The 21,084-nt window shown below is 58.4% G+C and carries 19 protein-coding genes; 5 read left to right on the top strand and 14 right to left on the bottom strand.

What is annotated here, in order from left to right:
• Nucleotide 1: 1 nt before the first annotated feature.
• From DXXMK7_RS17440 to DXXMK7_RS17385, 12 genes are all read right to left on the bottom strand, one after another.
• The gene (locus tag DXXMK7_RS17440; RefSeq protein ID WP_038920173.1) at nucleotides 2–829 is read right to left on the bottom strand and encodes a hypothetical protein; all 828 of its coding nucleotides are present in this window, start codon (nucleotides 827–829) and stop codon (nucleotides 2–4) included.
• Nucleotides 830–926: 97 nt separating this feature from the next.
• Nucleotides 927–5,012, bottom strand: coding sequence for a baseplate J/gp47 family protein (locus tag DXXMK7_RS17435; RefSeq protein ID WP_038920172.1), 4,086 nt, complete (start codon nucleotides 5,010–5,012; stop codon nucleotides 927–929).
• Nucleotides 5,013–5,082: 70 nt separating this feature from the next.
• Nucleotides 5,083–5,502: a GPW/gp25 family protein gene (locus DXXMK7_RS17430; protein WP_038920171.1), complete on the bottom strand. Its 420-nt coding sequence runs from the start codon at nucleotides 5,500–5,502 to the stop codon at nucleotides 5,083–5,085.
• A 1-nt stretch (nucleotide 5,503) separates the two neighbouring features.
• On the bottom strand, nucleotides 5,504–5,803 hold the full coding sequence (locus DXXMK7_RS17425; protein WP_038665902.1) for a PAAR domain-containing protein: 300 nt from the start codon (nucleotides 5,801–5,803) through the stop codon (nucleotides 5,504–5,506).
• 370 nt (nucleotides 5,804–6,173) lie between these two features.
• Nucleotides 6,174–7,964: a type VI secretion system tip protein VgrG gene (gene vgrG / locus DXXMK7_RS17420; protein WP_038920170.1), complete on the bottom strand. Its 1,791-nt coding sequence runs from the start codon at nucleotides 7,962–7,964 to the stop codon at nucleotides 6,174–6,176.
• 12 nt (nucleotides 7,965–7,976) lie between these two features.
• Nucleotides 7,977–8,624, bottom strand: a complete 648-nt coding sequence (locus tag DXXMK7_RS17415; RefSeq protein WP_038920168.1) for a peptidoglycan-binding protein — start codon at nucleotides 8,622–8,624, stop codon at nucleotides 7,977–7,979.
• Between the two features lie 15 nt (nucleotides 8,625–8,639).
• Nucleotides 8,640–8,822: a hypothetical protein gene (locus tag DXXMK7_RS17410; RefSeq protein ID WP_038921113.1), complete on the bottom strand. Its 183-nt coding sequence runs from the start codon at nucleotides 8,820–8,822 to the stop codon at nucleotides 8,640–8,642.
• A 19-nt stretch (nucleotides 8,823–8,841) separates the two neighbouring features.
• Nucleotides 8,842–9,300, bottom strand: a complete 459-nt coding sequence (locus tag DXXMK7_RS17405) for a phage tail protein (protein WP_038920167.1) — start codon at nucleotides 9,298–9,300, stop codon at nucleotides 8,842–8,844.
• A 67-nt stretch (nucleotides 9,301–9,367) separates the two neighbouring features.
• Nucleotides 9,368–9,838 (bottom strand): phage tail protein, encoded by a 471-nt coding sequence (locus tag DXXMK7_RS17400; RefSeq protein ID WP_038920166.1) that lies wholly within the window; start codon nucleotides 9,836–9,838, stop codon nucleotides 9,368–9,370.
• 51 nt (nucleotides 9,839–9,889) lie between these two features.
• Nucleotides 9,890–11,443, bottom strand: coding sequence for a phage tail sheath C-terminal domain-containing protein (locus DXXMK7_RS17395; RefSeq protein ID WP_038920165.1), 1,554 nt, complete (start codon nucleotides 11,441–11,443; stop codon nucleotides 9,890–9,892).
• Nucleotides 11,444–11,589: 146 nt separating this feature from the next.
• Complete coding sequence (locus DXXMK7_RS17390; RefSeq protein ID WP_038920164.1) at nucleotides 11,590–12,387, bottom strand: hypothetical protein; 798 nt, start codon at nucleotides 12,385–12,387, stop codon at nucleotides 11,590–11,592.
• Between the two features lie 5 nt (nucleotides 12,388–12,392).
• Nucleotides 12,393–12,980 (bottom strand): DUF4255 domain-containing protein, encoded by a 588-nt coding sequence (locus DXXMK7_RS17385; protein ID WP_038665918.1) that lies wholly within the window; start codon nucleotides 12,978–12,980, stop codon nucleotides 12,393–12,395.
• 384 nt (nucleotides 12,981–13,364) lie between these two features.
• Between DXXMK7_RS17385 and DXXMK7_RS22730 the strand changes: the two genes are divergently transcribed.
• The 3 genes from DXXMK7_RS22730 (at nucleotide 13,365) to DXXMK7_RS17375 (ending at nucleotide 15,518) form a co-directional block, all read left to right on the top strand.
• Nucleotides 13,365–13,874 (top strand): hypothetical protein, encoded by a 510-nt coding sequence (locus DXXMK7_RS22730; RefSeq protein WP_127353485.1) that lies wholly within the window; start codon nucleotides 13,365–13,367, stop codon nucleotides 13,872–13,874.
• 401 nt (nucleotides 13,875–14,275) lie between these two features.
• Nucleotides 14,276–14,905 (top strand): NAD-dependent dehydratase, encoded by a 630-nt coding sequence (locus DXXMK7_RS17380; RefSeq protein WP_038920162.1) that lies wholly within the window; start codon nucleotides 14,276–14,278, stop codon nucleotides 14,903–14,905.
• Nucleotides 14,906–14,939: 34 nt separating this feature from the next.
• The gene (locus tag DXXMK7_RS17375) at nucleotides 14,940–15,518 is read left to right on the top strand and encodes a flavin reductase family protein (RefSeq protein WP_038920161.1); all 579 of its coding nucleotides are present in this window, start codon (nucleotides 14,940–14,942) and stop codon (nucleotides 15,516–15,518) included.
• A gap of 58 nt (nucleotides 15,519–15,576) precedes the next feature.
• Here the strand turns inward: DXXMK7_RS17375 and ssb1 are convergent, their stop codons facing one another.
• On the bottom strand, nucleotides 15,577–16,122 hold the full coding sequence (gene ssb1 / locus DXXMK7_RS17370; RefSeq protein ID WP_038665930.1) for a single-stranded DNA-binding protein SSB1: 546 nt from the start codon (nucleotides 16,120–16,122) through the stop codon (nucleotides 15,577–15,579).
• Nucleotides 16,123–16,366: 244 nt separating this feature from the next.
• Here ssb1 and uvrA point away from each other — a divergent pair, with 244 nt between their 5' ends.
• The gene (gene uvrA / locus DXXMK7_RS17365) at nucleotides 16,367–19,198 is read left to right on the top strand and encodes an excinuclease ABC subunit UvrA (protein WP_038920160.1); all 2,832 of its coding nucleotides are present in this window, start codon (nucleotides 16,367–16,369) and stop codon (nucleotides 19,196–19,198) included.
• A 90-nt stretch (nucleotides 19,199–19,288) separates the two neighbouring features.
• Nucleotides 19,289–19,708, top strand: coding sequence for a secondary thiamine-phosphate synthase enzyme YjbQ (locus DXXMK7_RS17360; protein WP_038920159.1), 420 nt, complete (start codon nucleotides 19,289–19,291; stop codon nucleotides 19,706–19,708).
• A gap of 4 nt (nucleotides 19,709–19,712) precedes the next feature.
• On the opposite strand, the gene DXXMK7_RS17355 is transcribed toward DXXMK7_RS17360, so the two are convergent.
• Complete coding sequence (locus DXXMK7_RS17355; protein ID WP_157987368.1) at nucleotides 19,713–21,038, bottom strand: diguanylate cyclase; 1,326 nt, start codon at nucleotides 21,036–21,038, stop codon at nucleotides 19,713–19,715.
• Nucleotides 21,039–21,084 lie beyond the last annotated feature (46 nt).

Here is a 21,084-nt window from a genome sequence, read left to right as displayed (position 1 = left end):
CTTACTCCTCGTCCGCCGGCAGCAGGCTGTTATGCATGTAGGCGTCATGCCACAGCCGGGTGAGGTGGTAACGAATAACGATGCCGTCGCCATAGCTGGTGTGGGTGCGGATCTGCAACCGGTAGGGGCGGATGCCGTCGTGGCCGCCGGCGGGCGTGTCGTCGCGCAACCAGCGCAGCGTCAGCTTGTCGGCGCGCGAATGGTAATAGGCGTGGCGGGCGCTGATGCGGTTTTTGCGGTTGAAAAAATTGAAGAGAAAACCGCTCGGCGCGCAGGTGTTCAGCGCGATGGCGTGGATCAGCGCGTAACGGCCGGAGTGACGGATACCGACGCCCGCCACCACCTCGAAGGCCTGGCACCCTTCCAGTTTCGGCGTGAGGTCGTGCCATTCGCCGTCGGCGGGCAGGCGGTCCGCCCATTGCGCGCCTGCGCGCCCTTGTGCGCCGATCACCCCGTTGACATCCAGCGCGTGGCGCGGCGTGGTGGTGTTGATGCCGGCCCGACCGTCGGGGGTGAACGTCAGCAAGGGGTCGGCGTCGGCGATGGCGTCCTGCCCGTCGCCGGCGTGGCGGTTGACCCGCAGCAGGTCGCTGTCCGGTTGCAGGCTGACCGACCACAACGCCCGGGTGGGGTCGCTGTCGCGGTAAAACGTCATCAGTCTGGCGTGGGTATCGAGTGCGGCGATCTTCAACCCCTGTTCCGGCGTTTTATCGAACCCTTCCTCGATTTTGTTGACTGACGAATCGATCAGGTCGGAAAAATGTTCGGCGGACGGCATGGCGCCCTGACGAAAATAGTTTTTCAAGGTGCCGCGATTTCGTTTTGCCACTCACATACTCCCCATGTCGCCGTTATTCTCCATCTCACCGTCATTCTCATCTCGCCGTTATGCCCATGTCGCCGAGTCGGCGTGTTTCCGCGATGGGCTAACGGACGGTGATGAAGCTGTCGCCGATAATCAGGTCGCCGATACCGATTTTTTCCGGCGCTCGCAGCCTGAGGTCCGGACTGAGCCGCAGGTCATGCTGCTCAACCGGCAGGATAATATTCCAGGGATAGCGTGGAGTTAGCCCGGTCAGACTCGGGTTGTTTCCGGCGGGATCGCCGGTTTGGTCGTGCGGCGCGGCGCTGTCGGTCAGTCGCCAGCGCTGTGTTTGCCCATCGCTCTGGCCGAGGCCGGTCTGACGGAGGGTGATCAGCGAAAAGCCGGTCACAAAACGCACGTAATCCAGATGCGCGATAAAGGCTTCGATTTGCCGCAGCGCCATTCCGGCGCCAAACCCCTGATTGGGGCTTTCTTCACGCCACGGACAGAGGTAGGCGGAGATATCCCGGTTCAACCGGCGCAGCGCCTGCCCCGGGTGATGCCCCGGCTGAAAGGCGACGCTACAGCGCACCTGAACCCTTTCGTACACCGGCGAGCGAACCGTAACGACGGCGCCCGGCGGCGCGATCGTCTGCAGCCAGGTTTGTATCCGGTGCAGCAGCGCGGCGCTGGCGTGCAAAGGTTCGCACGGCTGGTGCCGGCAGGCGGGGTGGCGCTGGCGCACCAGCAGCAGTACCTGTCCCGGATGGTGGCCCGGCACGCCGAAACGGGTATGCGGAAAACAGCGTGTCTGTTCGATCTCGGGAAAGTGTTGCAACACCAGCCGCTCGTAGTCCCAGCCGGTTAACGCCCGCCCTTTGTGGCGCAGTTGTTCGCTTAACCGTTGCCGGAATTGTCGCGGGGATTCTCGCGGCGCGCCGCCGGTCGACGGCATCATCAGGCTGATGGCGCCCAGCCCGGCCGGCGGGTTGAGCGCTCGCCAGCCTGACGCCGCGGCAGGCGGCGTCGGCTCGTCGTCCGGTTCCTGCCCGTCGGGCCACTGGCGCACGGCCTGCACCACGTGGGCGGCGACGTGCAGGCAACTGGCGTACTCGCCGATGCCCTGCCGGGTGCTGACCCGCAGCCAGTAGAGCCGGTCCGGCATCACGGTGTGCCGGTCGTTGATCGCCGGTGGGATATCCAGCGTGACGATGCCGGAGGTGATAAAGCCGTGGGTGGTATCGGCGATCACCTGATGCGGCGGCAGCACGCGCCAGTCGTTGTCGACCAGATAACGCCACTGGAACGCCTGCCGGTGGCGGATGGCCGTGGGGGCGGCCCGATCGTCGAGCTGGAAGAACAGGTTCAGCGCGCCGCCGAGCGACGACGCCTGTAACCCGATGAACAGGTTGCCGTCGTCGTCATAGCGCGGGAAAAAGGCGACGGGGCGGGTATCTCCGCCGCTTTCGGCCGCCGGGTACAGCATTTCATGACCGAACGGGTGCAGATGCAGGAGATGGCTGTCCGGCGCCGGTTCGTGGCCGGAGTGGCCCGGATGAATTCGGGCGCAGGCCCGATAGCCGAGCGTCAGCCGGTTGATCGCCGGGGTATAGGGCGGATTGGGCAGCGGCAGCGGTTTTCGGCGTCGGGCGTTGTGCATCAGCGTCTGACTGAGCAGCGTGCCGTACTGATGATGGCCGAAGCCCTGTTCCGGCTCGCACAGCGACAGGCGGATCAACCCGTTGCGGCTGGCGTGATCGACGCGGAACGCGTCAGCGTCGGCCGCGGGGCGGACGGGCTGAAAATCCTGCTTCAGGTCGCCCTGAATCTGTATGTCGGAGCGCAGCCGATCGCTGCCCGGTTCGCTGGCGAACAGCGCAAGCGGGCCGCCGACCGCCTTCCACTCGCCTTCGCGCAACACGGCCAACTGCGCCTGAAAACGGCGGTTAGCGTAGTCGCCGGGGTAACCCTGATAATGCTGGCGAAAACCGTCGCTGCCGCCCGGCAGGTTCGCCCAGTCGATCGTCAGCGTAATGTCCTGCACCGACTTTTGGGCGAGTTCGTAACTGGCGAGGGTCAGCGCTGGCTGCCCGGTTGGCTGCGCGCCGAACGGATAAAAGGTTTTGCCGATGTCGACCTGCCCGTCGCAGGTGTCTATCTGGAACGTCTGCACGCCGGATACCCGCGTGGCGAGGAGCAGCGGACCAAGCACGAAATCGCGGAACACCGAGTAGGGAAAAAACGGCGTTTCCGGCTTCATTTCCAGTTGCAGCGCCGGCGCGCGGTAATGCCAGAGGTCGCCATGAATGGCCGGATCGCAGGGAATTACCGCCCCGAAGCCGGGCGACAGGGTAAAGGTGAGCCGGAAGCCGTACGGGCCGTCGTCGTCCGCGCTCAACGGGTGGATACGGTAAGAGACGATGGTTTGCCAGCCGCTTTCGGTGCTGAGATGCAGCGTAAACAGCTCGCTGTAGAGGCGGTAAAAATTAACCTGCCGGTTGCCGTTCAGCAGTTCCGCCAGCGGCGGCTGGCTGTCGTCGGGCAGCAACTGGCGGCTTTTTTCCAGCACCAACCGCTGTTCATCGTCATTCAGCCAGTCGGCGCGGCTCAGGGTCTGGCGGCTGAACAGGTGCCCCAGCACACGACAGCCGCACGCCGGATCGCGGGTCTGACGCAGTACGCCAAGCAGGAAATACTTGTACAGCAGGCCGATAGCCTCATCGTCACGGCTGCGCTGCAACGCCTGTAGCTGGCGGGGCGTCAGCGCGTCGACCAGCGCGCCGATGACGGCGGGGGCGTCGTCGTCGGGCAGCAGCGGCGTCAGCGTCTTCGCCAGCGTCAGCAGCAGGGTGGTCAGCCGGTTGCGCAATACCGCCGGGTAAGGGGCATCCCTGAGCAGGTACAGTTGCTGCGCCAGATGCGGCCGCTCCGCCTCGTGCAGATTGACGGTCAGGCTGACCCGCCGCCGTCCTTCCGGCAGGTAGAGCACCGGGTCGATGATAGCGATGCCCGGCGCCGACGGCGAAGGATGGCGCTGCAAGGCCGGGGTTTCGCCAAACAGCGTCAGCAGCGTGCGTGAGCGGGGCTGGTCGCTGCGCCACGGCCACAGGCTGTCGCTGTGAATGGCGGTGACGAAATCCAGCTCCCGTTCCGGCGACATCAACGGATCGCGCTTGAGCAGCAGCGAATGCACCTGTTTGACCTCGGCGTCGCTAACCTGCAATGGTTGTTCGCTGCGATAGAGGATGTCGCGCAAGCGGGCGTCCTGCCCGGCGCTGAAGACTACGCCGCGCTCAAGCGACAGCGGCGTGGTCAGCCCGTTTTCCGGCGTCAGTTTCAGGAAGACTGCATCAGCCGTGAGCGGCTGCGGTTGCTGCCGGAGTACCTGGCGGTAGTAAAAGTCGAGGTGCCGTTCGGTAAAACGGTTAAGCCGGGCCTGCGCTCGGGCGAATAACTGCAGGAAGGTCAGGTACAGCGCGACTTCCGGGGCGTGATCGGCGTGGGACAGCGCCTGTTGCATCCGGCGACGACCGTCGGTCTGTAGCTGGCTGACGGCGTTGACGGCGGCGGAAAAACAGAGCTGTAACTGCTCTTCCAGCACCTGAATGCCCGGCAACTGCTGTTGCAGTAACTGTTGCTGTTCGCTGGCGATAAATCGGCCGTTGTCGTAGCGAATTCCCCATAGCGGGTCGAGGGTTTTCAACGCTGGGTCCGCCAGCAGCGACGGGCGGTAGCCGTCCAGCGCCTGCGCCAGAATCACCACGTACTGGAACGGCCGCACCAACTGCGCTTTCAGTACCGTCTGGATGGTCAGTTTGATGTGGTCGGCACTGGTGGTCTGGACGGGAATAAAGGCGCGGTACCACCGATCCAGATTCGCGTAGAGGGCGATCAGGTACGTCAGCGTCTGATCCATGCCGCGCGACTGCGCCTGCCGAAAACGGTTTTGTTCCAGCGCGGCGTCGAACGACAGGATGATCGCCATACCGGTGACTTCGCTTTTGGCGAACAGCGCCTGCCAGTTGCCCGGCTGTGTGGTGTCGCCGCGGTCAAATGACAACTGCGCGGCGATGTCGCTAGCCAGCACCAGCAGCGTTTCAAACGACATCTCATCCGCCAGGAACGCGCCGTCTTCCAGTGCCGGCGGCAGGCGCTGTTGCTGCGAAGTGGCCGGCGGCGGCAGCGGGGGATTCCAGGTCATGGTCATGGGGCGGCAGGCCTCGGTTAATGGTTGTCAGTGATGGATGAAAACCGGTGGCTTGGCGTGGCGGCGCGCGTCACGGCGTCGTCACCAGCGTGCCTTCGCGCAGATAGAACGGGTACACCATGTTGCTGCGGGTATTGGTGGCGATCAGGGTGTAGTCGAGATGAATCAACAGCTTGCCGTCGATGGCCTGCTGGTTGTCGATGACGATCGCCTGTAGCCGGATGCGCGGCTCGAAGAACAGGATGGCTTGTTCGATGCGGGCTTTCATGTCGGTGAGGGTGGAGAGGGTGAGGTCTTCAAACACCATGCCCTGAATATCGCAACCGTACTCCGGCGCCATGATGCGCTCGCCGGGGCGGGTGGAGAGCAGCAGCGTCAGACTTTGCCGGACGTCTTCGTCGCCGCTTACCATGCCGATGCTTTGCGCGGCGGCGTCAAACTGCGGCGGGAACCCCCAGCCGGTGCCGAGAAACGCATTATCGTTATCCACGTTATCCTCCTATCAATACGGTGAATTCGCCGAGCGCGATGTTGCCGCCGTGAGCGGTGGTATCGCCGATACGGGCGGCCGGTTTACCGCCGATCAGCACGGTGGCGGAGCCTTTAACGATGACGTCCGGCGGCCCGACGCACATACAGTTGTCGCCCATCACCGCCGCCGGCAGTTTGCCGATCAATACGGTCGGCACGCCGGGACCGATGACCGGACCGCCGACATGGGGGATCGGCGGCAGCCCCGGCGTCACCATCGGGCAGGCGTGCAAATCGGTCAGGCGGGCAGCTGGCGGCATCAATACTTTCCTTTATTTTTTGTAGATAACTAACAACGTTGTCTCGTTGCGTGTCGTGCCTGTTTGGCGTTAAAAACTGTGCTGAGGTGGTTGCTCCCGCCGGGTGAGCCGCATGGATGCGGCGAAAGCCCTTGCCGCGCCGGGAGCGCGTCAAGGGCGGCCCGAACAGCGGGGGCGAACGCCGAAGGCACCGCGCAGCGGCACAGTTTAGCCACCAGCCAGTGGTCAAGGAGAGGCGGCGTTTGAGCCTCTCTTTGTCGTGCGTGCGATGACGTTGCAAAGAAAAAATGAGGTTTATCCCGCACGAAATGTTGCTCAATTCCGCCAGACATTCGATAACTGCCTCTCTATTGATCTCTGTTAATCAGCGTTAATTGATCATCACGATGCCGCCCTTCACCACCGTCTGGCCGGAGGCCGACAGTTCGGCGGTGGCGTTGCCTTTGGCGGTCAGGCCGGTTTTGGCTGACAGGCTGACGTTCATTCCCTCTGCGGTGACGTTGGCTTTGGCGCTGATATTGATGGCGCTGGCGGCGGTCAGTTCGATTTTTCCTTTGGCGTTGAGGGTGATGTTCTTCGGGCTGTCCAGCGTGATGCCGGAGGAATCCAGCGTTACGCTGTTGCCGTTCTGGTCCAGCAGCGTCACCGTTTTGTCCTTGTCGCTCAGCACCGCCTGATTGCCGCCGGGGGTGGTAATGGTGATCACCTTGTCCTCTTCATTGAACTGCAGCGTCAACTGGCTGCGGGTCACCAGCGTTTTGATGGTGTTTTTGGCGTCCGGCGTGACCGGCGGCGGGTTTTTGCTGCTGTACAGACTGCCGAGGATCACCGGGTCCGACGGGTTATTGTTGAAGTAACCCAGCACCACCTCGTCACCCACCTCCGGCATGAATTGCGCCCCGATGCCGGTTGAGGCGTAGTAACTGGCCAGCCGCGCCCAGATGCCGTCGTTTTCCGCCTGCATCACCGGCACCGACACCTGAATGCGATGCTGCTGTTCCGGGTCGCCATCCAGTTTTTTGACGATGCCTATCTGTAATCCGTCCACGCCGGGCAGCAGACCGGCGGCGGGCGGCGGCGTCAGATCGCGGTGTTCGGCCGACCACGCCGGCGGCATGCCGAAGTCGATGTGGGTCAGCCACTGGCCGTCCTGAATGTGATGGCGGACGCCGCTGACGTAGAGGTGACCGTTAAAGCGCGCGCCGACCCCGGCCAGTTCGATCAGCGTATTGATGCGCGCGCGGGCGCAGCCCTGACAGGTCAGGGTGCCGCGCAGGCGAGAAAGGGCGGATTTGACCTGCTGGCCGCGGGCCCAGTCCCGCAGCGCGCTGTTAACCAGCGGCGTGGCGCTTTGCAGCCGGTATTCCGTCAGTCCCAGCACGCGGGCCAGCTCGTCGGCGCTCAGGTTGCCCTGCCGGCTGACGGACTGGGCGGCGGCCTTTTCCTGTAGCGGCTGCTGGTTTTTGATATCCCAGCCAACGCCGGTCACCGAGGTAAATTGGTGGCGGGCGTCAATGTCGGCGGTGAGTGAAACCAGGTCGTCGCCGTAGGTGACGGTCAGCACCGGCGAGGCGCTCAGACAAGGGGCGGCGACAGCGACGGCGCCGTCGTCGTTGCACACCACCAGCCCGTTGGCTTCCGCCCGGGTGAGCAGAAAATCCCAGTCGCTGCAGTTGAACTGCACCAGTTCGTCGTGCTGGGTATGGGTGGTGTCGACGCGCGCGCTGAGTCCGGCGCAGCGGTTAATCAGGCGGCTTAAAATGTCGCTGTCTTTCTGCTTGAGATAGTTGTCGTTGCGGCGGGCTACCGTCATGGCGATCGCCTTGTCCCGGCATTCGATCACCAGCCGTGAATGACCGGCGCCGCTGATGCTGATGCCGTGGCGAATGATGATCCCGTCGAACAGCAGCTGTTCCTGACTGGCGTAGCCGGCCGCGATGGTCAGGCTGTTGCCCGGCTTGAACAGGTCGCCGCTGCTGAGCGGAAAGCGGTTTTGCGGCATGTCGCCGTCCTGAATCACCAGCTCCGCGCGGGCGATATGGTTCACCCGTTTACAGACGTGAATGGATAACAGCTGGATATCGTTGCCGATTTCGGCGCCGTTGCTCTTGATGGTGCAGGTCACCACGCCGTCACTGTGTGTTGCCGGGGAGTCCGCCATATCGTCCTTCCGTTAGGCCAGTGGGGGAAAGTAGAGGCGGGTGCCCGGCACAATGTGACGCACGCTGGTCAGATTGTTGTAACGGGCCACCGCCACGTAATAGGCGCTGTCCTGATAGATCGCCTGGCACAGCTGCGGCAGGGTATCGCCCTGTTTCACCACCACGCTGTGGGTGAGGTCGGGCGAGGAGCGGTTGGCGCGCAGCGCCTGCTCGTTGCTGTCCAGATAGTTGTCAAAACGCAGCTCGACGGTGGCGCGCAGCGGCGCGCCGGCGGCGTCGAACAGCGAATAGCGGATGGCGAGGCGGGTCAGCCGCCCTTTGAACGACAGCGTGCCCCAGGTCAGCACCACCACGCTGGGTTCGTGCTTGTCGCCGACATAGCGGTACACCACGTTTTTAAGCTGGGTGATTTGACCGGCGACGTCCGGTTTTTGCGGCTGCTCCACCACGCCGGTGCCGTCAATCATCATTTCGAAGCTGAGCGTTTCGCTCTGATAGCTGGCGAAACCGAGCCGCGGCGCCAGGCTGCCGAGCGCGCGATTGCCCGCGGCTGACCGGTTGGTGTAATTGATGCCGTGTTCATGGCGGATGCCGGCGGGGTTGAGCATCACGTCAAATTGCTGTTTTTTGTCGAGGGTGCGGATAGTCAGCTTCTGCATGATGAACGGCTCCGGTTAACGTTCCCGCGGCTCGGTTTGCAGGTGATGAAATGAAATCGCTCCCGGCGTGGCGGACGGGTTGGTCGACGGCCCGGCGTCGCGGTTTTCCGCGTCGCTTTCCGCCTGATGGGGCGAGTCCGGCTCATTCGGCTGGATGACCCGGGAATAAATCGTCAGTTGTCGCACTTCTATCGCCATGATCATGTTTCCTTCTGGGTCACTGTTTGCGTTTGGAACGGCTGAAACACAGGACGATCTCTTCAATCGCCACGTCATTACGGGCGGCGTGGAAGCGATCGATTCTCCAACTGATCGGATAGGCGTTATAAAACAGCCAGATCCGCAAGGGGTCGCCCTGTTCATCCAGCAAACTGACGCTCACCTCTTTGGTGACGATCGGGCGGTTCAGCTGTCCTTCGAAACAGCTTTTGCACCAGCGCACCAGCGGCGAGTCGGCAGGGCTGAGGCCGCGGCGCAGCGTCAACGGCCCCTGTTTCACCGCGGTCGGCAGATAATAAACGCTGTTATTGCCGCCTTCGGTGAACGGTTCGGTTTCAATGCGCGATTCGATGCCGGACACTTCCTGAAAAGCCTGGTCTTCGCCGCTGTTGTCGATATTCACGCTGAAATAAAACGCGGGTAGCGGCCATTCGCCGCCGGGCGATTTTTTTTGCATCGGCATTACCGGGTCGTGTCATTTTCGTGTGGTTAACGCGGCTGCCCGCCGCGTTAACCGGGTGCGGTTATACCGCGACTTCCAGCCCTTCGTGCGCCAGCTCAATGGTTTCAATCGCCACTTCATTGCCGTCTGATTTCAAATCCGTGCCGCTGACTTTGGTCGGCCAGGCATTTTTCAGCTTCCACGTCATGGCCGGGCTGCCGCTTTCATCCAGCAAATTGATGGTGACGGCGGTGCGGGCGATGGTGTTCATCTTTATTTTCGAGAACCAGTCGTAGAAGTTATTGTCTTTGACGAAAATGCCTTTTTTCAGGGTCACGTTGCCGGATTTGATAATGCCGGGCATCTTGATGGTGGAAAATACCGGGCTGTTGCCGGCGCGGTATTCAATAATCTGGGCTTCGATATCCAGGCCGGTAATTTCCTGAAACGACGCCACCATGCTGGCGCCCGCGCCGCCGTCCCATTTCACTTCAAAGTGAAATTTGGGCATCGGCCATACGGTGCTTGACTGAGCGGAACCGTCATCTGCCATGGGTGTTCTCCTTGAAGAGGTGATAAAACATCAGATCGTCAGCGGTCAGAATCAGGATTTCTGCATCTGCTGCTGGAAGGTAATTTCGATAAATTCGGCCGGGCGGCTGATCGCCACCAGCACCGTAATGCGCAGGATCCCTTCCAGAATGTCCTGTGGCGTCATGGTCTTGCCGAGCCCGACGTCCACGCTGTAGGCGTCTTCCGGCGACGCGCCAGCCAGCCCGCCGCGTTTCCAGATCCCGAACAGAAAGTTTTCGATCATGCTTTCCATCGATACCCAGGTATTGGCGGTGTTGGGTTCGAACACGTAGGCTTTGGCGGCCTGTTTGATGGACTCTTCCAGCATGATCATGGTCCGGCGCACGTTGACGTAGCGCCAGTCGAGGCTGTTGCCGTCCAGCGTGCGGGCGCCCCACACCAGCGTGCCTTCGCCGGTAAACGTGCGCAGCGCGTTGATGGATTTGCCCTGGGTGGTGACGTTCAGGTCTTCCTGCTCGTCGGCGCTGATGTTGACGCTGGGGGAAACCACCGCGTTCAGGCTGACGTTGGCCGGGGCTTTCCACACGCCGCGGGCGTTATCGACCATGGTGTAGATGCCCGCCATCGACGCGGCGGGCGGCAGCAGGTTCTGCTGGCGCCGGATGTTTTCCAGCACGCTTTTGTAGATGGGGCTGATGGAGAATAGGATCTTGTGCAGCAGCGTTTTTTCCGCTTCGCTCTGATCTACCGTCAGTTTGGCGACTTCGTCCAGCATCTGCTGCTTTTTGGCCGCCTTCAGCTTGTTGCCGCCGCTGTTCAACTGCTCGGCGCTCAGCCCGTCCAGATCTTTGAACGCCCCGGCGATCTCGGCGTTCAGCACCGTGGTCAGGATGTCCGGGTTATTGATATTGGCGAAGCTGATGTCGCTGTCCTGAATGATCGAGGTGTTCAGCCACGGGTAGTACGCGGTGGCGTAGTCCAGGTAGTTGATGCCCAGCTTGGAACGAAAGGTAGCGATGCAATCGCCGCTGGGATCCTGCCTGTCTTTATAGCCTTCCCAGACGTCGAGAATGGCGACGCGGTTTTTCATTGTGCCGCCGCAGTGAGTCAGCACCGCCTGCTGCACATTGATGCAGTCGTCTTCCTTCAGGCATACCGCTTCAGGCGTCAGCACCATTGTCGGTTCCGGCTCCTTGAGCAGCGGCGTGATGCCGTTTTTCAGGGTATCGGCGTCGATTGCGTCCTGATAGCCGCCCACCGAAACGATGTAGCAGGGGCCGCCGCCGTTCTGGAAAAAGAACAGCATGCTGTAATACAGCAGGTAGCGGGTATTGGCCTGGGTGAGGGCATAGGTTTTGCCGGCCTGACTGAACGCGGCGTCGCCTAATACCGTGTCGGTTTTTTCGACGATATCGAATTTATGCAACGGCGCGCCGCCGAAATAATGGCGAAAATCCGACATGGAAGTAATACGCCATGCTTTATTGCGTAGCGATACGCCGCCATTTTCCGCCTTTTCGGTATAACCGATAAATGCCGGCACCGCAGTGGCGACTTCCACCACTGAATTGGGGAAGGCATTTTTCTCAACAATATAAACGCCTGGGGTTTTCATTACACCCATAATTTGATTCCTTCTGATTTGAGGTATATATATCCACCCCACGCATTACGGCGCGTATAATAAAGGATGGTGCCTGCTCCAGTGAGTAATGTGCTGATTGCTGATATTTTATTGTTTGTTTTTTATTGCCCTTTTTAATCGGTATGTCAGTTAACAATGATTTCCGAAACGACTTCTGATGTCTTTTCAATTTTTAATCGACATTGACTAAGCGGTGTCGCCACGGGTAATGGGTCAATTAATAATTTGTTTTCCTGATAAAGCTGAAAATGGTAATCGGACTTTTTCTGCATTTTTAACGGCTCCCGGGAAATAAACGCCTGCGCACTTTTTCCGTTAGCCAGGGTTTCCGTTCCCAGATAATCAAACTGATTGTCCTGACGGCTATCCTGAATACGCGATTGCGCATTCACATACGGCGCGGTGAACAGATATTTCCAGCGCCGCCGTTGGCTGAGAAACGGCACAATCAATAATGGCGCCGCCTGATGATCGATAAAGGCAGCGATAGCGGCGGCGCTTATCTCAATATCAACCAGCCAGGCCAGGCTCGCCGGCCGGGCGCGCAGACTGGCTGTTCCTGCCGGCGCCGTGTCATTGGCCGCCTGCAAACGCACCTCGCCGGGTTCCGACTCGCCAAGCGTGTAGCGAAAACGCGGCGTATCCCGCTCCGCCAGCCCTGGTATCGCGGTATAGCTGAAAAACCCGGCGTCCCGACTGCAAAACCACCACTGCAGCGATAACGCTTCCGTTATGAGCAGGGCGCTCTGCGCCCGATCCGCCAGTACCATCAGCCCGTCGGCCAAGGGTTTAAACAACAGTCCGGCTTGTTTCGCGGCGTGCTGGCTGGACGGCGCCAGTTCGCCATAAAACGGCAGGCTGGCGCAGCCGGCAAAGAATTCGTGCTCAATACGCAGCTGAAACAGCAGGCCGTAATCGCTCATGGTGATTAATCCTTTGTCACGTAATCCTTTGTCACGACAGTATGCAACTGCCCGACGCCTTCCGACTGAGACTGAATCGCCTGACTGTCGGCGATTCTCACCCGCAGGCGATACACGGCGGACGGCAAATAGCGGATTCCCAGCATGTTCCACATATTTCCAAGCTCATGGCGCGGCAGGCTGTCCATTTCCAATAATATTTGCTCAATTGCCTCGTCCATATCTGGGGCGTTATAACGGTTAAGCTGGGCATTCTTATGAAGGAACGCCATCGCATGCGCAATTACCTGTAATCCCTCCGCGTATTGCGCGCCGGTAAAATTCGCCGCCACCACCATGGAAACCCGAACGTATAACGGCGGCGTGGCGACCGCGAAGCGGTTACCGGGATTGGCGGCATTGCCCCGGTGCGTCAGCGTTTCCCTTTCAATATTCGACAGAAATACCACCAGCTTATTTTTCGCCAGCGGAAACATCTTGCCATCGTCATCGGCCGGGTTAGCTATCACTACGACATCGTCATGCAGATTTAGGGTATTTTTTAGGTATTGATTTAATTGTCGGGTCAGGTAATGGATAGAGGCGTGGATCATGGGGGGGCCTTTATTAATTATCCTCTTTAGAACTCGCTATAAATGAGGTGGCTGTAAGTCGTACAGCAAGTATTGCTGATGACATTCATGCTGAAAAGAGCATTCGGATTTCTGACTGAATTAATCATGATTTTTACTGGTGTTTGAAATGATTTATTCATTTCTATTGTCTTTTTTATTGCTTCTGTTTTTGATGTGATGTTTTTTACCTGCTTTTGTTAAATCTATTTGGCGCTTTTTTGTGCTTGATTCTTATGGTATTGTTACGCGATTATTGGGTTTGACCCTGCCGATTGTCAGGATTTTGAACCCGTATTTGAGGTTTTTCTCATCTTTTTTCTTGATGATTTTATTATCTCTATATTAGCTATTCGGAGGCTATACATGACCTTGGGGCGTTCTGTCAGTCTACTTTTACCCCTTATTTTACTTTCTTCCCACGCTATTGGAGCGGCGAAGTCATTCGATGGTATAACCTGTAAGAGTGATATTCCCTCAGCATTAATCGGGCGTCATATGCCAAATGAGCGTGTTGTTGCCATTGAAGAGCGTTACAAGAGTATTGATCTAAAAGATCTGGGGACTTACGGCATGGAAAGTGATGGTGATCCATGGTCGCTTATATCATGGCAAATATGCGGTCGGGAGTATTTCTTACTCGAGCGTCGCGAAATCGTCAAAGACGTCCTATCGTCACCTTCACCGAAAGAAAACCCTAAAGCACAAATCGTTTCGTGTGTAGTTGATGGTTCGAATTCCTTCGATACGTTTGTTACGTTTATCCCATCGGAGGAAAAACCATGGCCAAGGACGGTTGAACACGCCTGGCGCATCAATGACAAGACGGTCAAATTTTCGAAGGTTGAAGGCAAGGAAATTGTTTGCAACCCATAATGGTGAGGCAGCTCAACCTTTGAGTTGAACGGATCTGCCGGTTGAACGGACTTGCGCAAAAAGTTGCGCGGTCCGCTCATTTCTATAATTAGACTTCATTCATTTCGGTGCGTTGTTACAGCTTGGGAAATAATGAAAAACTATTGTTATTGTACGTTCTTTGAATTTCATCTGTTTTAGAAACACAAACAACCGACGGGGCATTCGTTTCTATTTCCGCAACATCACCGCCCATTGATTGCAATTATGCTTAAATGCTATGTCGGACATGACTCAGCCCGATTGGTGATTTGTGATATCTGGCGATTAATGCGATCGCACTATTCGGACTGCGTACCCTTAGCGTGATCTACTATTTTTCGAAGCTGCTTTGCCTCATTACCCAATAAAGAGAAATAAACATGAGATTATTACTGATCGGAGCAACCGGGCTGGTCGGTCATCAGGTGTTAGTAAAAGCGTTGGCCGATACACGTATTACGCAGGTGGTGGCGCCGGCGCGTCGTGCATTATCGGCTCATGACAAACTGATCGCGCCGCCGGTGGATTTTGAACAATTGCCGGAAGACGCCGACTGGTGGCAGGCGGATGCGGTAATTTGCACGCTGGGCACCACCATCAAGGCGGCGGGCAGTCAGACGGCGTTCTATCGGGTTGACCACGACTATCCGCTGACAGCCGCGCGGCTGGCTCACGCGCATGGCACGCCGGCCTACGTGCTGAATTCGGCGTCGGGCGCCAATGTATCATCACGTTTTTTCTATAACCGGGTGAAAGGCGAGCTGGAGCGGGATCTGGCCGGGGTGGGGTTTTCCTCGCTGACGCTGGTGCGTCCCGGTCTGATAGGCGGCGAGCGTGACGAGCGCCGGCCCGGCGAATGGGTGGCGCAGCAGGCGCTGCGCGTACTACATCCGTTGCTGCCGTTAAGCTGGCGTATTAATCCGGCCGAACGGATTGCGGACGCGTTGCTGGCGGCGGCGCTGAATCCTGCCGCGGGTGTACGGGCGATTACCTCTGAACATCTGGTGTAAAGTGAAGGGCAAAGAGCATAACGCAGGAGTCAATATGAATAGCGCGATTTCACCGGTTGAACTGGCAAAAGCCTATCGGCTGGTTAACCACGGGCCGACGGTGCTGGTATCGGCTTGTCATGACGGTGTGGACGATGTGATGGCGGCGGCCTGGTGTTGTGCGCTGGATTTCGCACCGCCCAAGCTGACCGTGGTGCTGGATAAGGCGACAAAAACACGCGAGCTGCTGGAAAACAGCGGTTATTTCGCCATTCAGGTGCCGACGGCGGCACAGCTGGAACTGACCAATCAGGTCGGCAGCATCAGCCTGCGGGATAACCCGGATAAGCTGGCGCGCTGCCTGGTGGAACTGTTTCGCTCCGACGAATCGGATGTTCCGCTGGTTGCCGGTTGCGCCGCCTGGTTACTGTGCAAACTGATTCCTGAACCCCACAACCAGCAAACCTACGACCTGTTTATCGGCGAGGTCATCGGCGCCTGGGCCGATTCGCACGTATTCAGCCACGGTCACTGGCATTTTGAAGCCGCCGACCCGAAATGGCGCAGCCTGCATCATGTGGCGGGCGGGCACTACTACGCCATCGGCGATGCGCTGGATGCGAAAGAGTCGTGACCATAAACTAACGCCCTGCAAGAGCAGGGCGTTGAGGGGGGAAATGTGGTGACGGCTATCAGAACGGAATATCGTCATCAAAATCCATCGGCGGCTCGTTGCTCGGCATCGGCGCGCTTTGCTGCGGACGGGACTGACCGCCGCCGCTGAACTGGTTAGCTTGCTGCGGCTGCTGTGGTTGCCCCCAACCGCCTTGTGGCGCGTTGCCGCCCGCATTGTTGCCCATGCCGCCGCCGGCCGGAGCGCCGCCGCCTGCACGGCCGCCCAGCATCTGCATGCTGCCGGAGATATCAACCACCACTTCGGTGGTGTAGCGATCCTGACCGCCCTGATCCTGCCATTTACGGGTGCGTAGCTGGCCTTCGATATACACCTGAGAGCCTTTGCGCAGGTATTCGCCGGCGATTTCCGCCAGCTTGCCGTACAGCGCGACGCGGTGCCATTCGGTGCGCTCTTTCTGCTCGCCGGTCTGCTTGTCGCGCCAGCTGTCCGACGTGGCCAGAGTCAGGTTAGCGACTGCGCCGCCGTTCGGCATGTAACGGACTTCCGGGTCCTGACCCAGATTCCCGATAAGAATCACTTTATTAACGCCTCTGCTGGCCATGTTGGTGTCTCCTGATCAATCACTTTTTAAAGTTTAAGCGAAGAATTCTAGCATGTCAGTGCCGCAGATTATACCGGTGTGAGAGTCGCGAGCCAGCTCCGGTCTTTTTTCCTGCGTTGCCGTTGTTTGCAATCGGATACTGGATATCCATTCAGTTTATTTTGTGCCATAATCGGCCGTTTCTACCGGTTTCCTTTCGTACGGAAAGGATGAAAGAACAGCGTCTATTGCGGGAAAAGTGTGCATGGATAAGATCGAAATTCGTGGTGCCCGTACCCATAACCTGAAGAATATCAACCTGATTATTCCACGCGATAAACTGATCGTCGTGACGGGGTTATCCGGTTCCGGCAAATCCTCGCTGGCGTTCGATACGCTGTATGCCGAAGGGCAGCGTCGTTATGTGGAGTCGCTGTCGGCCTATGCCCGCCAGTTCCTGTCGCTGATGGAAAAGCCGGATGTGGATCACATCGAAGGGTTGTCGCCCGCCATTTCCATTGAGCAGAAATCCACGTCGCACAACCCGCGTTCCACCGTCGGCACCATCACTGAAATCCACGATTACCTGCGTTTGCTGTTCGCCCGCGTCGGCGAGCCGCGCTGCCCGGAACACGATATTCCGCTTGATGCCCAGACCGTCAGCCAGATGGTGGACAACGTCTTGTCGCAGCCGGAAGGCAAACGGCTGATGCTGTTGGCGCCGATCGTTAAAGAGCGCAAGGGCGAACACACTAAGACGCTGGAAAATCTGGCGACGCAGGGTTACATCCGCGCCCGTATCGACGGCGAAGTGTGCGACCTGTCGGACCCGCCGAAACTGGAGTTGCAGAAAAAGCACACCATTGAAGTGGTGGTGGACCGTTTTAAAGTGCGCAACGATTTGGCGCAGCGTCTGGCCGAATCGTTTGAAACCGCGCTGGAGCTGTCCGGCGGCACCGCCGTGGTGGCGGATATGGATGACGCGAACGCGCCGGAACTGCTGTTCTCCGCCAACTTCGCCTGCCCGGTGTGCGGCTATAGCATGCATGAGCTGGAGCCCAGGCTGTTTTCATTCAACAACCCGGCGGGCGCCTGCCCGACCTGCGACGGGCTTGGCGTACAGCAGTTTTTCGACCCGGCGCGGGTAGTGCAAAACGGCGAACTGTCGCTGGCCGGCGGCGCTATTCGCGGCTGGGATCGCCGTAACTTCTACTATTTTCAGATGCTGCGCTCGCTGGCGGATCATTACGAATTCGACGTTGAAGCGCCGTTCGATAGCCTTAGCCCGGCGATTCAGAAAGTCATTCTTTATGGCTCCGGCAAAGAAAACATCGAGTTCAAATACATCAACGATCGCGGTGATACGTCGGTGCGCCGCCATCCGTTCGAAGGGGTGCTCAATAATATGGAGCGCCGCTACAAAGAGACTGAATCGACCGCGGTGCGCGAGGAACTGGCGAAGTTCATCAGCAACCGGCCGTGCGCCAGCTGTAACGGTACCCGACTGCGTGAAGAAGCGCGCCACGTCTATGTGGAGCAGACCACGTTGCCGCAGATTGCCGATATGAGCATCGGCCACGCGATGGAGTTTTTCCATAACATCAAACTGAGCGGTCAGCGGGCGAAAATCGCCGAAAAAGTGCTGAAAGAGATTGGCGACCGCCTGCGTTTTCTGGTCAACGTCGGCCTGAATTACCTGTCGCTGTCGCGCTCGGCGGAGACGTTGTCCGGCGGCGAGGCGCAGCGTATTCGCCTGGCCAGCCAGATCGGCGCCGGTCTGGTCGGGGTGATGTACGTGCTGGATGAGCCGTCTATCGGTCTGCACCAGCGCGACAACGAGCGCTTGCTGGAGACGCTGATCCATCTGCGTAATCTCGGCAACACCGTGATTGTGGTGGAACACGATGAAGACGCCATCCGCGCCGCCGACCATATCATCGACATCGGTCCCGGCGCGGGCGTTCACGGCGGGCAGGTGATCGCCGAAGGGACTGCCTCCCAGATCATGGCGGTGCCGGAATCGCTGACCGGCCAATTCCTGAGCGGCGCGCGCAAAATCGAGATCCCGGCGCAGCGCATTCCGGCGGATCCGGGTAAAGTCCTTAAGCTGATTGGCGCACGCGGCAACAACCTGAAAGACGTGACTCTCACCCTGCCGGTCGGGCTGTTCACCTGCATTACCGGGGTGTCCGGCTCCGGCAAGTCGACGTTGATCAACGATACCCTGTTCCCGATCGCCCAGCGCCAGCTCAACGGCGGCGAGCTGAACGAACCGGCGCCGTATCGCGACATTCAGGGGCTGGAGCATTTCGACAAGGTGATCGACATCGATCAAAGCCCGATCGGCCGTACCCCGCGTTCCAACCCGGCGACGTACACCGGCGTGTTCACGCCGATCCGCGAGTTGTTCGCCGGCGTGCCGGAAGCGCGCAGCCGCGGTTATAACCCCGGTCGTTTCAGCTTTAACGTGCGCGGCGGGCGTTGCGAAGCCTGTCAGGGCGATGGCGTGATCAAGGTGGAAATGCACTTCCTGCCGGATATTTACGTCCCCTGCGATCAATGCAAAGGCAAACGCTATAACCGCGAAACGCTGGAAATTAAATACAAGGGCAAGAGCATCCATGAAGTGCTGGAGATGACTATCGAAGAAGCACGCGAGTTCTTCGACGCCATCCCGGCGCTGGCGCGTAAACTGCAAACGCTGATCGATGTCGGTTTGTCCTACATCCGACTGGGGCAGTCCGCCACTACCTTGTCCGGCGGCGAAGCGCAGCGCGTGAAGCTGGCGCGCGAGCTGTCGAAACGCGGCACCGGGCAGACGCTCTATATTCTGGACGAACCCACCACCGGCCTGCACTTTGCCGATATTCAGCAACTGCTGGCGGTACTGCATCAGTTGCGCGATCAGGGCAACACCATTGTGGTGATCGAACACAATCTGGATGTGATCAAAACCGCGGACTGGATCGTGGATCTGGGGCCGGAAGGCGGCAGCGGCGGCGGTGAAATTCTGGTTTCCGGCACGCCGGAAACGGTGGCGCAGTGCGAGAAATCCCACACCGCCCGTTTCCTGAAACCGATTCTGGAACGCGGTTAAGCGTGTTCCAGACGGCGGTTGTTAAGCGCGGCTTGCCGCGCTTTTTTATGGCATCCTCCGGCAATCATTCATCACCACAGGAGACGTGAGATGTGGAAACAATACGATATTCGGCTGAAACCCCGTGCCCGCGGTTTTCATTTGATTACCGATGAGGTGCTGGCGCAGGTGACGGATCTGCGTGACGTTAAGGTGGGGTTGCTGCATGTGTTTATCTGCCACACCTCGGCCTCGCTGACGCTCAATGAAAACGCCGATCCGACGGTACGGCAGGATTTTGAAAGCGCCTTTAACCATCTGGTACCGGAAGACGAGCCGTATTACCGCCATACCTACGAAGGCAGCGACGACATGCCGGCGCACCTGAAAAGCAGTTTGCTGGGCAGCAGCCTGATGTTGCCGGTGCGCAATGGTCGGCTGCATGTCGGCACCTGGCAGGGAATTTACCTGTGCGAACACCGCAATAACGGCGGCAGCCGTTCGCTGGTGGCGACGCTGCAGGGCGAGTAAGTTATTACAGTTTCTCGTGTTCCGCCGACGGTAAGACGGGCAGGTATGATTCCGATTCGTTTGTGTCCTGCGCCAGAATGCGCAGGGTAGCTCTATCTTTCCCCGCCTGCTTGGACTGATACAGTAGTTTATCCGCCGTTTCGATCGCCATGACAAAATCCGGTGATTGCCGATACTCGAATGTGCAACCGCCGATACTCACCGTGACGTGCCGGGCAATGTCGCCGTCAAGCGTAATCTGCAACTCGCGGATACTGTCCAGAATGCGCGTGCTGAGGGTATTGAGATACGGTTTGTCCGGTGAGCGCGACAAAATCAGAAATTCTTCGCCGCCCCAGCGCACGGCGAGATCGTGGTGCGAAATATGCGTTTTTATGGTGTGGGAGACGGCCTGAATAATTTTATCGCCATTGCCGTGCCCATAGGTGTCGTTAATGTGCTTGAAGTTATCAATATCGCAGATCAAGACCGACAGCGTGGTCTCTTTGGGTATTTCCTGGACCTTTTTCCACAGGAATTTCCGGTTGTATAGCCCTGACAGATAATCGGTATAAACTTTCCGCTTGATAATGTTGATGGCGAAACGTTTGGCGTAATTCTTTTCACAAATGAGCATGATCACCAGACAGGAAATCAGGGTGTTCAGGCGATAGGAAATCAGGTTTTCAAGATAGATAAGCGAGGTGTCTTTCCAGTAGTCGCCATAATAACGTGTGGAGATAAGGGTATAGACGATGAATAGCGTCAGGCCCGACAGCAGGGCCGACGGATAGAAATTCAGTTTTATCGAAACCAGCGCCAGCGGGATAAGCAGCAGTATGGTTTGTTCCAGCGTGCTGCTTTGTATCAGCAGAATTTGCACCAGCACCGAGGCGGCGATCAGCATCGCGTCGGCTTTATGCCGCTGAACCGCCTTTAATAATGGCGCGCCTACCCGTTTATAGGCCATGAATCCGGTCAGAATCAGGAACAGCAGAACGCCGGTGGCGATCTGTTCGGTCGCCCAGTCGAGCGATGCCATCACATAATTGCCGTTATCAAGCGAGTACAGCAGGCTGCAATATACCAACGACTGGAGAATACTGGTCACCACTATCGGCGCACACAAAATGACCGTTCTTCGAATGGGGTAGTACAGGTTCTTAAACCGGATAACCGTCTGCAAGGACAGAAAATAGAGCGGCACAAACAGGCTGTCGATAACGCCGAGCAGCATCTGATTTTGTCGGGAAATATCCTGCGGGATGCTGAATGAGGCCGCCGTGTGGCTAATAAAAAACAGGACAAAAAAAACGGAGTAATGGAGCTGCTTTCTGTTGGTTATCGCCATGAAAGCCATAAAAGCGTTAACCGGCCAGAGCGGGGCAATTTTCGCA

The organism is Dickeya sp. MK7 (genome assembly GCF_000406305.1).
Classification (GTDB): Bacteria; Pseudomonadota; Gammaproteobacteria; order Enterobacterales; family Enterobacteriaceae; genus Dickeya; species Dickeya fangzhongdai.
Note: the sequence above shows the minus strand (reverse complement) of the source record. Positions and strands in the feature narration are given on the sequence as shown.

Coding starts and splice junctions, on each gene's coding strand:
- DXXMK7_RS17435 (WP_038920172.1), bottom strand. CDS start 5,012: ATGACCATGACCTGGAATCCCCCGCTGCCGCCGCCGGCCACTTCGCAG.
- DXXMK7_RS17425 (WP_038665902.1), bottom strand. CDS start 5,803: ATGCCGCCAGCTGCCCGCCTGACCGATTTGCACGCCTGCCCGATGGTG.
- vgrG (WP_038920170.1), bottom strand. CDS start 7,964: ATGGCGGACTCCCCGGCAACACACAGTGACGGCGTGGTGACCTGCACC.
- DXXMK7_RS17415 (WP_038920168.1), bottom strand. CDS start 8,624: ATGCAGAAGCTGACTATCCGCACCCTCGACAAAAAACAGCAATTTGAC.
- DXXMK7_RS17410 (WP_038921113.1), bottom strand. CDS start 8,822: ATGGCGATAGAAGTGCGACAACTGACGATTTATTCCCGGGTCATCCAG.
- DXXMK7_RS17405 (WP_038920167.1), bottom strand. CDS start 9,300: ATGCAAAAAAAATCGCCCGGCGGCGAATGGCCGCTACCCGCGTTTTAT.
- DXXMK7_RS17400 (WP_038920166.1), bottom strand. CDS start 9,838: ATGGCAGATGACGGTTCCGCTCAGTCAAGCACCGTATGGCCGATGCCC.
- DXXMK7_RS17395 (WP_038920165.1), bottom strand. CDS start 11,443: ATGGGTGTAATGAAAACCCCAGGCGTTTATATTGTTGAGAAAAATGCC.
- DXXMK7_RS17390 (WP_038920164.1), bottom strand. CDS start 12,387: ATGAGCGATTACGGCCTGCTGTTTCAGCTGCGTATTGAGCACGAATTC.
- DXXMK7_RS17385 (WP_038665918.1), bottom strand. CDS start 12,980: ATGATCCACGCCTCTATCCATTACCTGACCCGACAATTAAATCAATAC.
- DXXMK7_RS22730 (WP_127353485.1), top strand. CDS start 13,365: ATGACCTTGGGGCGTTCTGTCAGTCTACTTTTACCCCTTATTTTACTT.
- DXXMK7_RS17380 (WP_038920162.1), top strand. CDS start 14,276: ATGAGATTATTACTGATCGGAGCAACCGGGCTGGTCGGTCATCAGGTG.
- DXXMK7_RS17375 (WP_038920161.1), top strand. CDS start 14,940: ATGAATAGCGCGATTTCACCGGTTGAACTGGCAAAAGCCTATCGGCTG.
- ssb1 (WP_038665930.1), bottom strand. CDS start 16,122: ATGGCCAGCAGAGGCGTTAATAAAGTGATTCTTATCGGGAATCTGGGT.
- uvrA (WP_038920160.1), top strand. CDS start 16,367: ATGGATAAGATCGAAATTCGTGGTGCCCGTACCCATAACCTGAAGAAT.
- DXXMK7_RS17360 (WP_038920159.1), top strand. CDS start 19,289: ATGTGGAAACAATACGATATTCGGCTGAAACCCCGTGCCCGCGGTTTT.
- DXXMK7_RS17355 (WP_157987368.1), bottom strand. CDS start 21,038: ATGGCGATAACCAACAGAAAGCAGCTCCATTACTCCGTTTTTTTTGTC.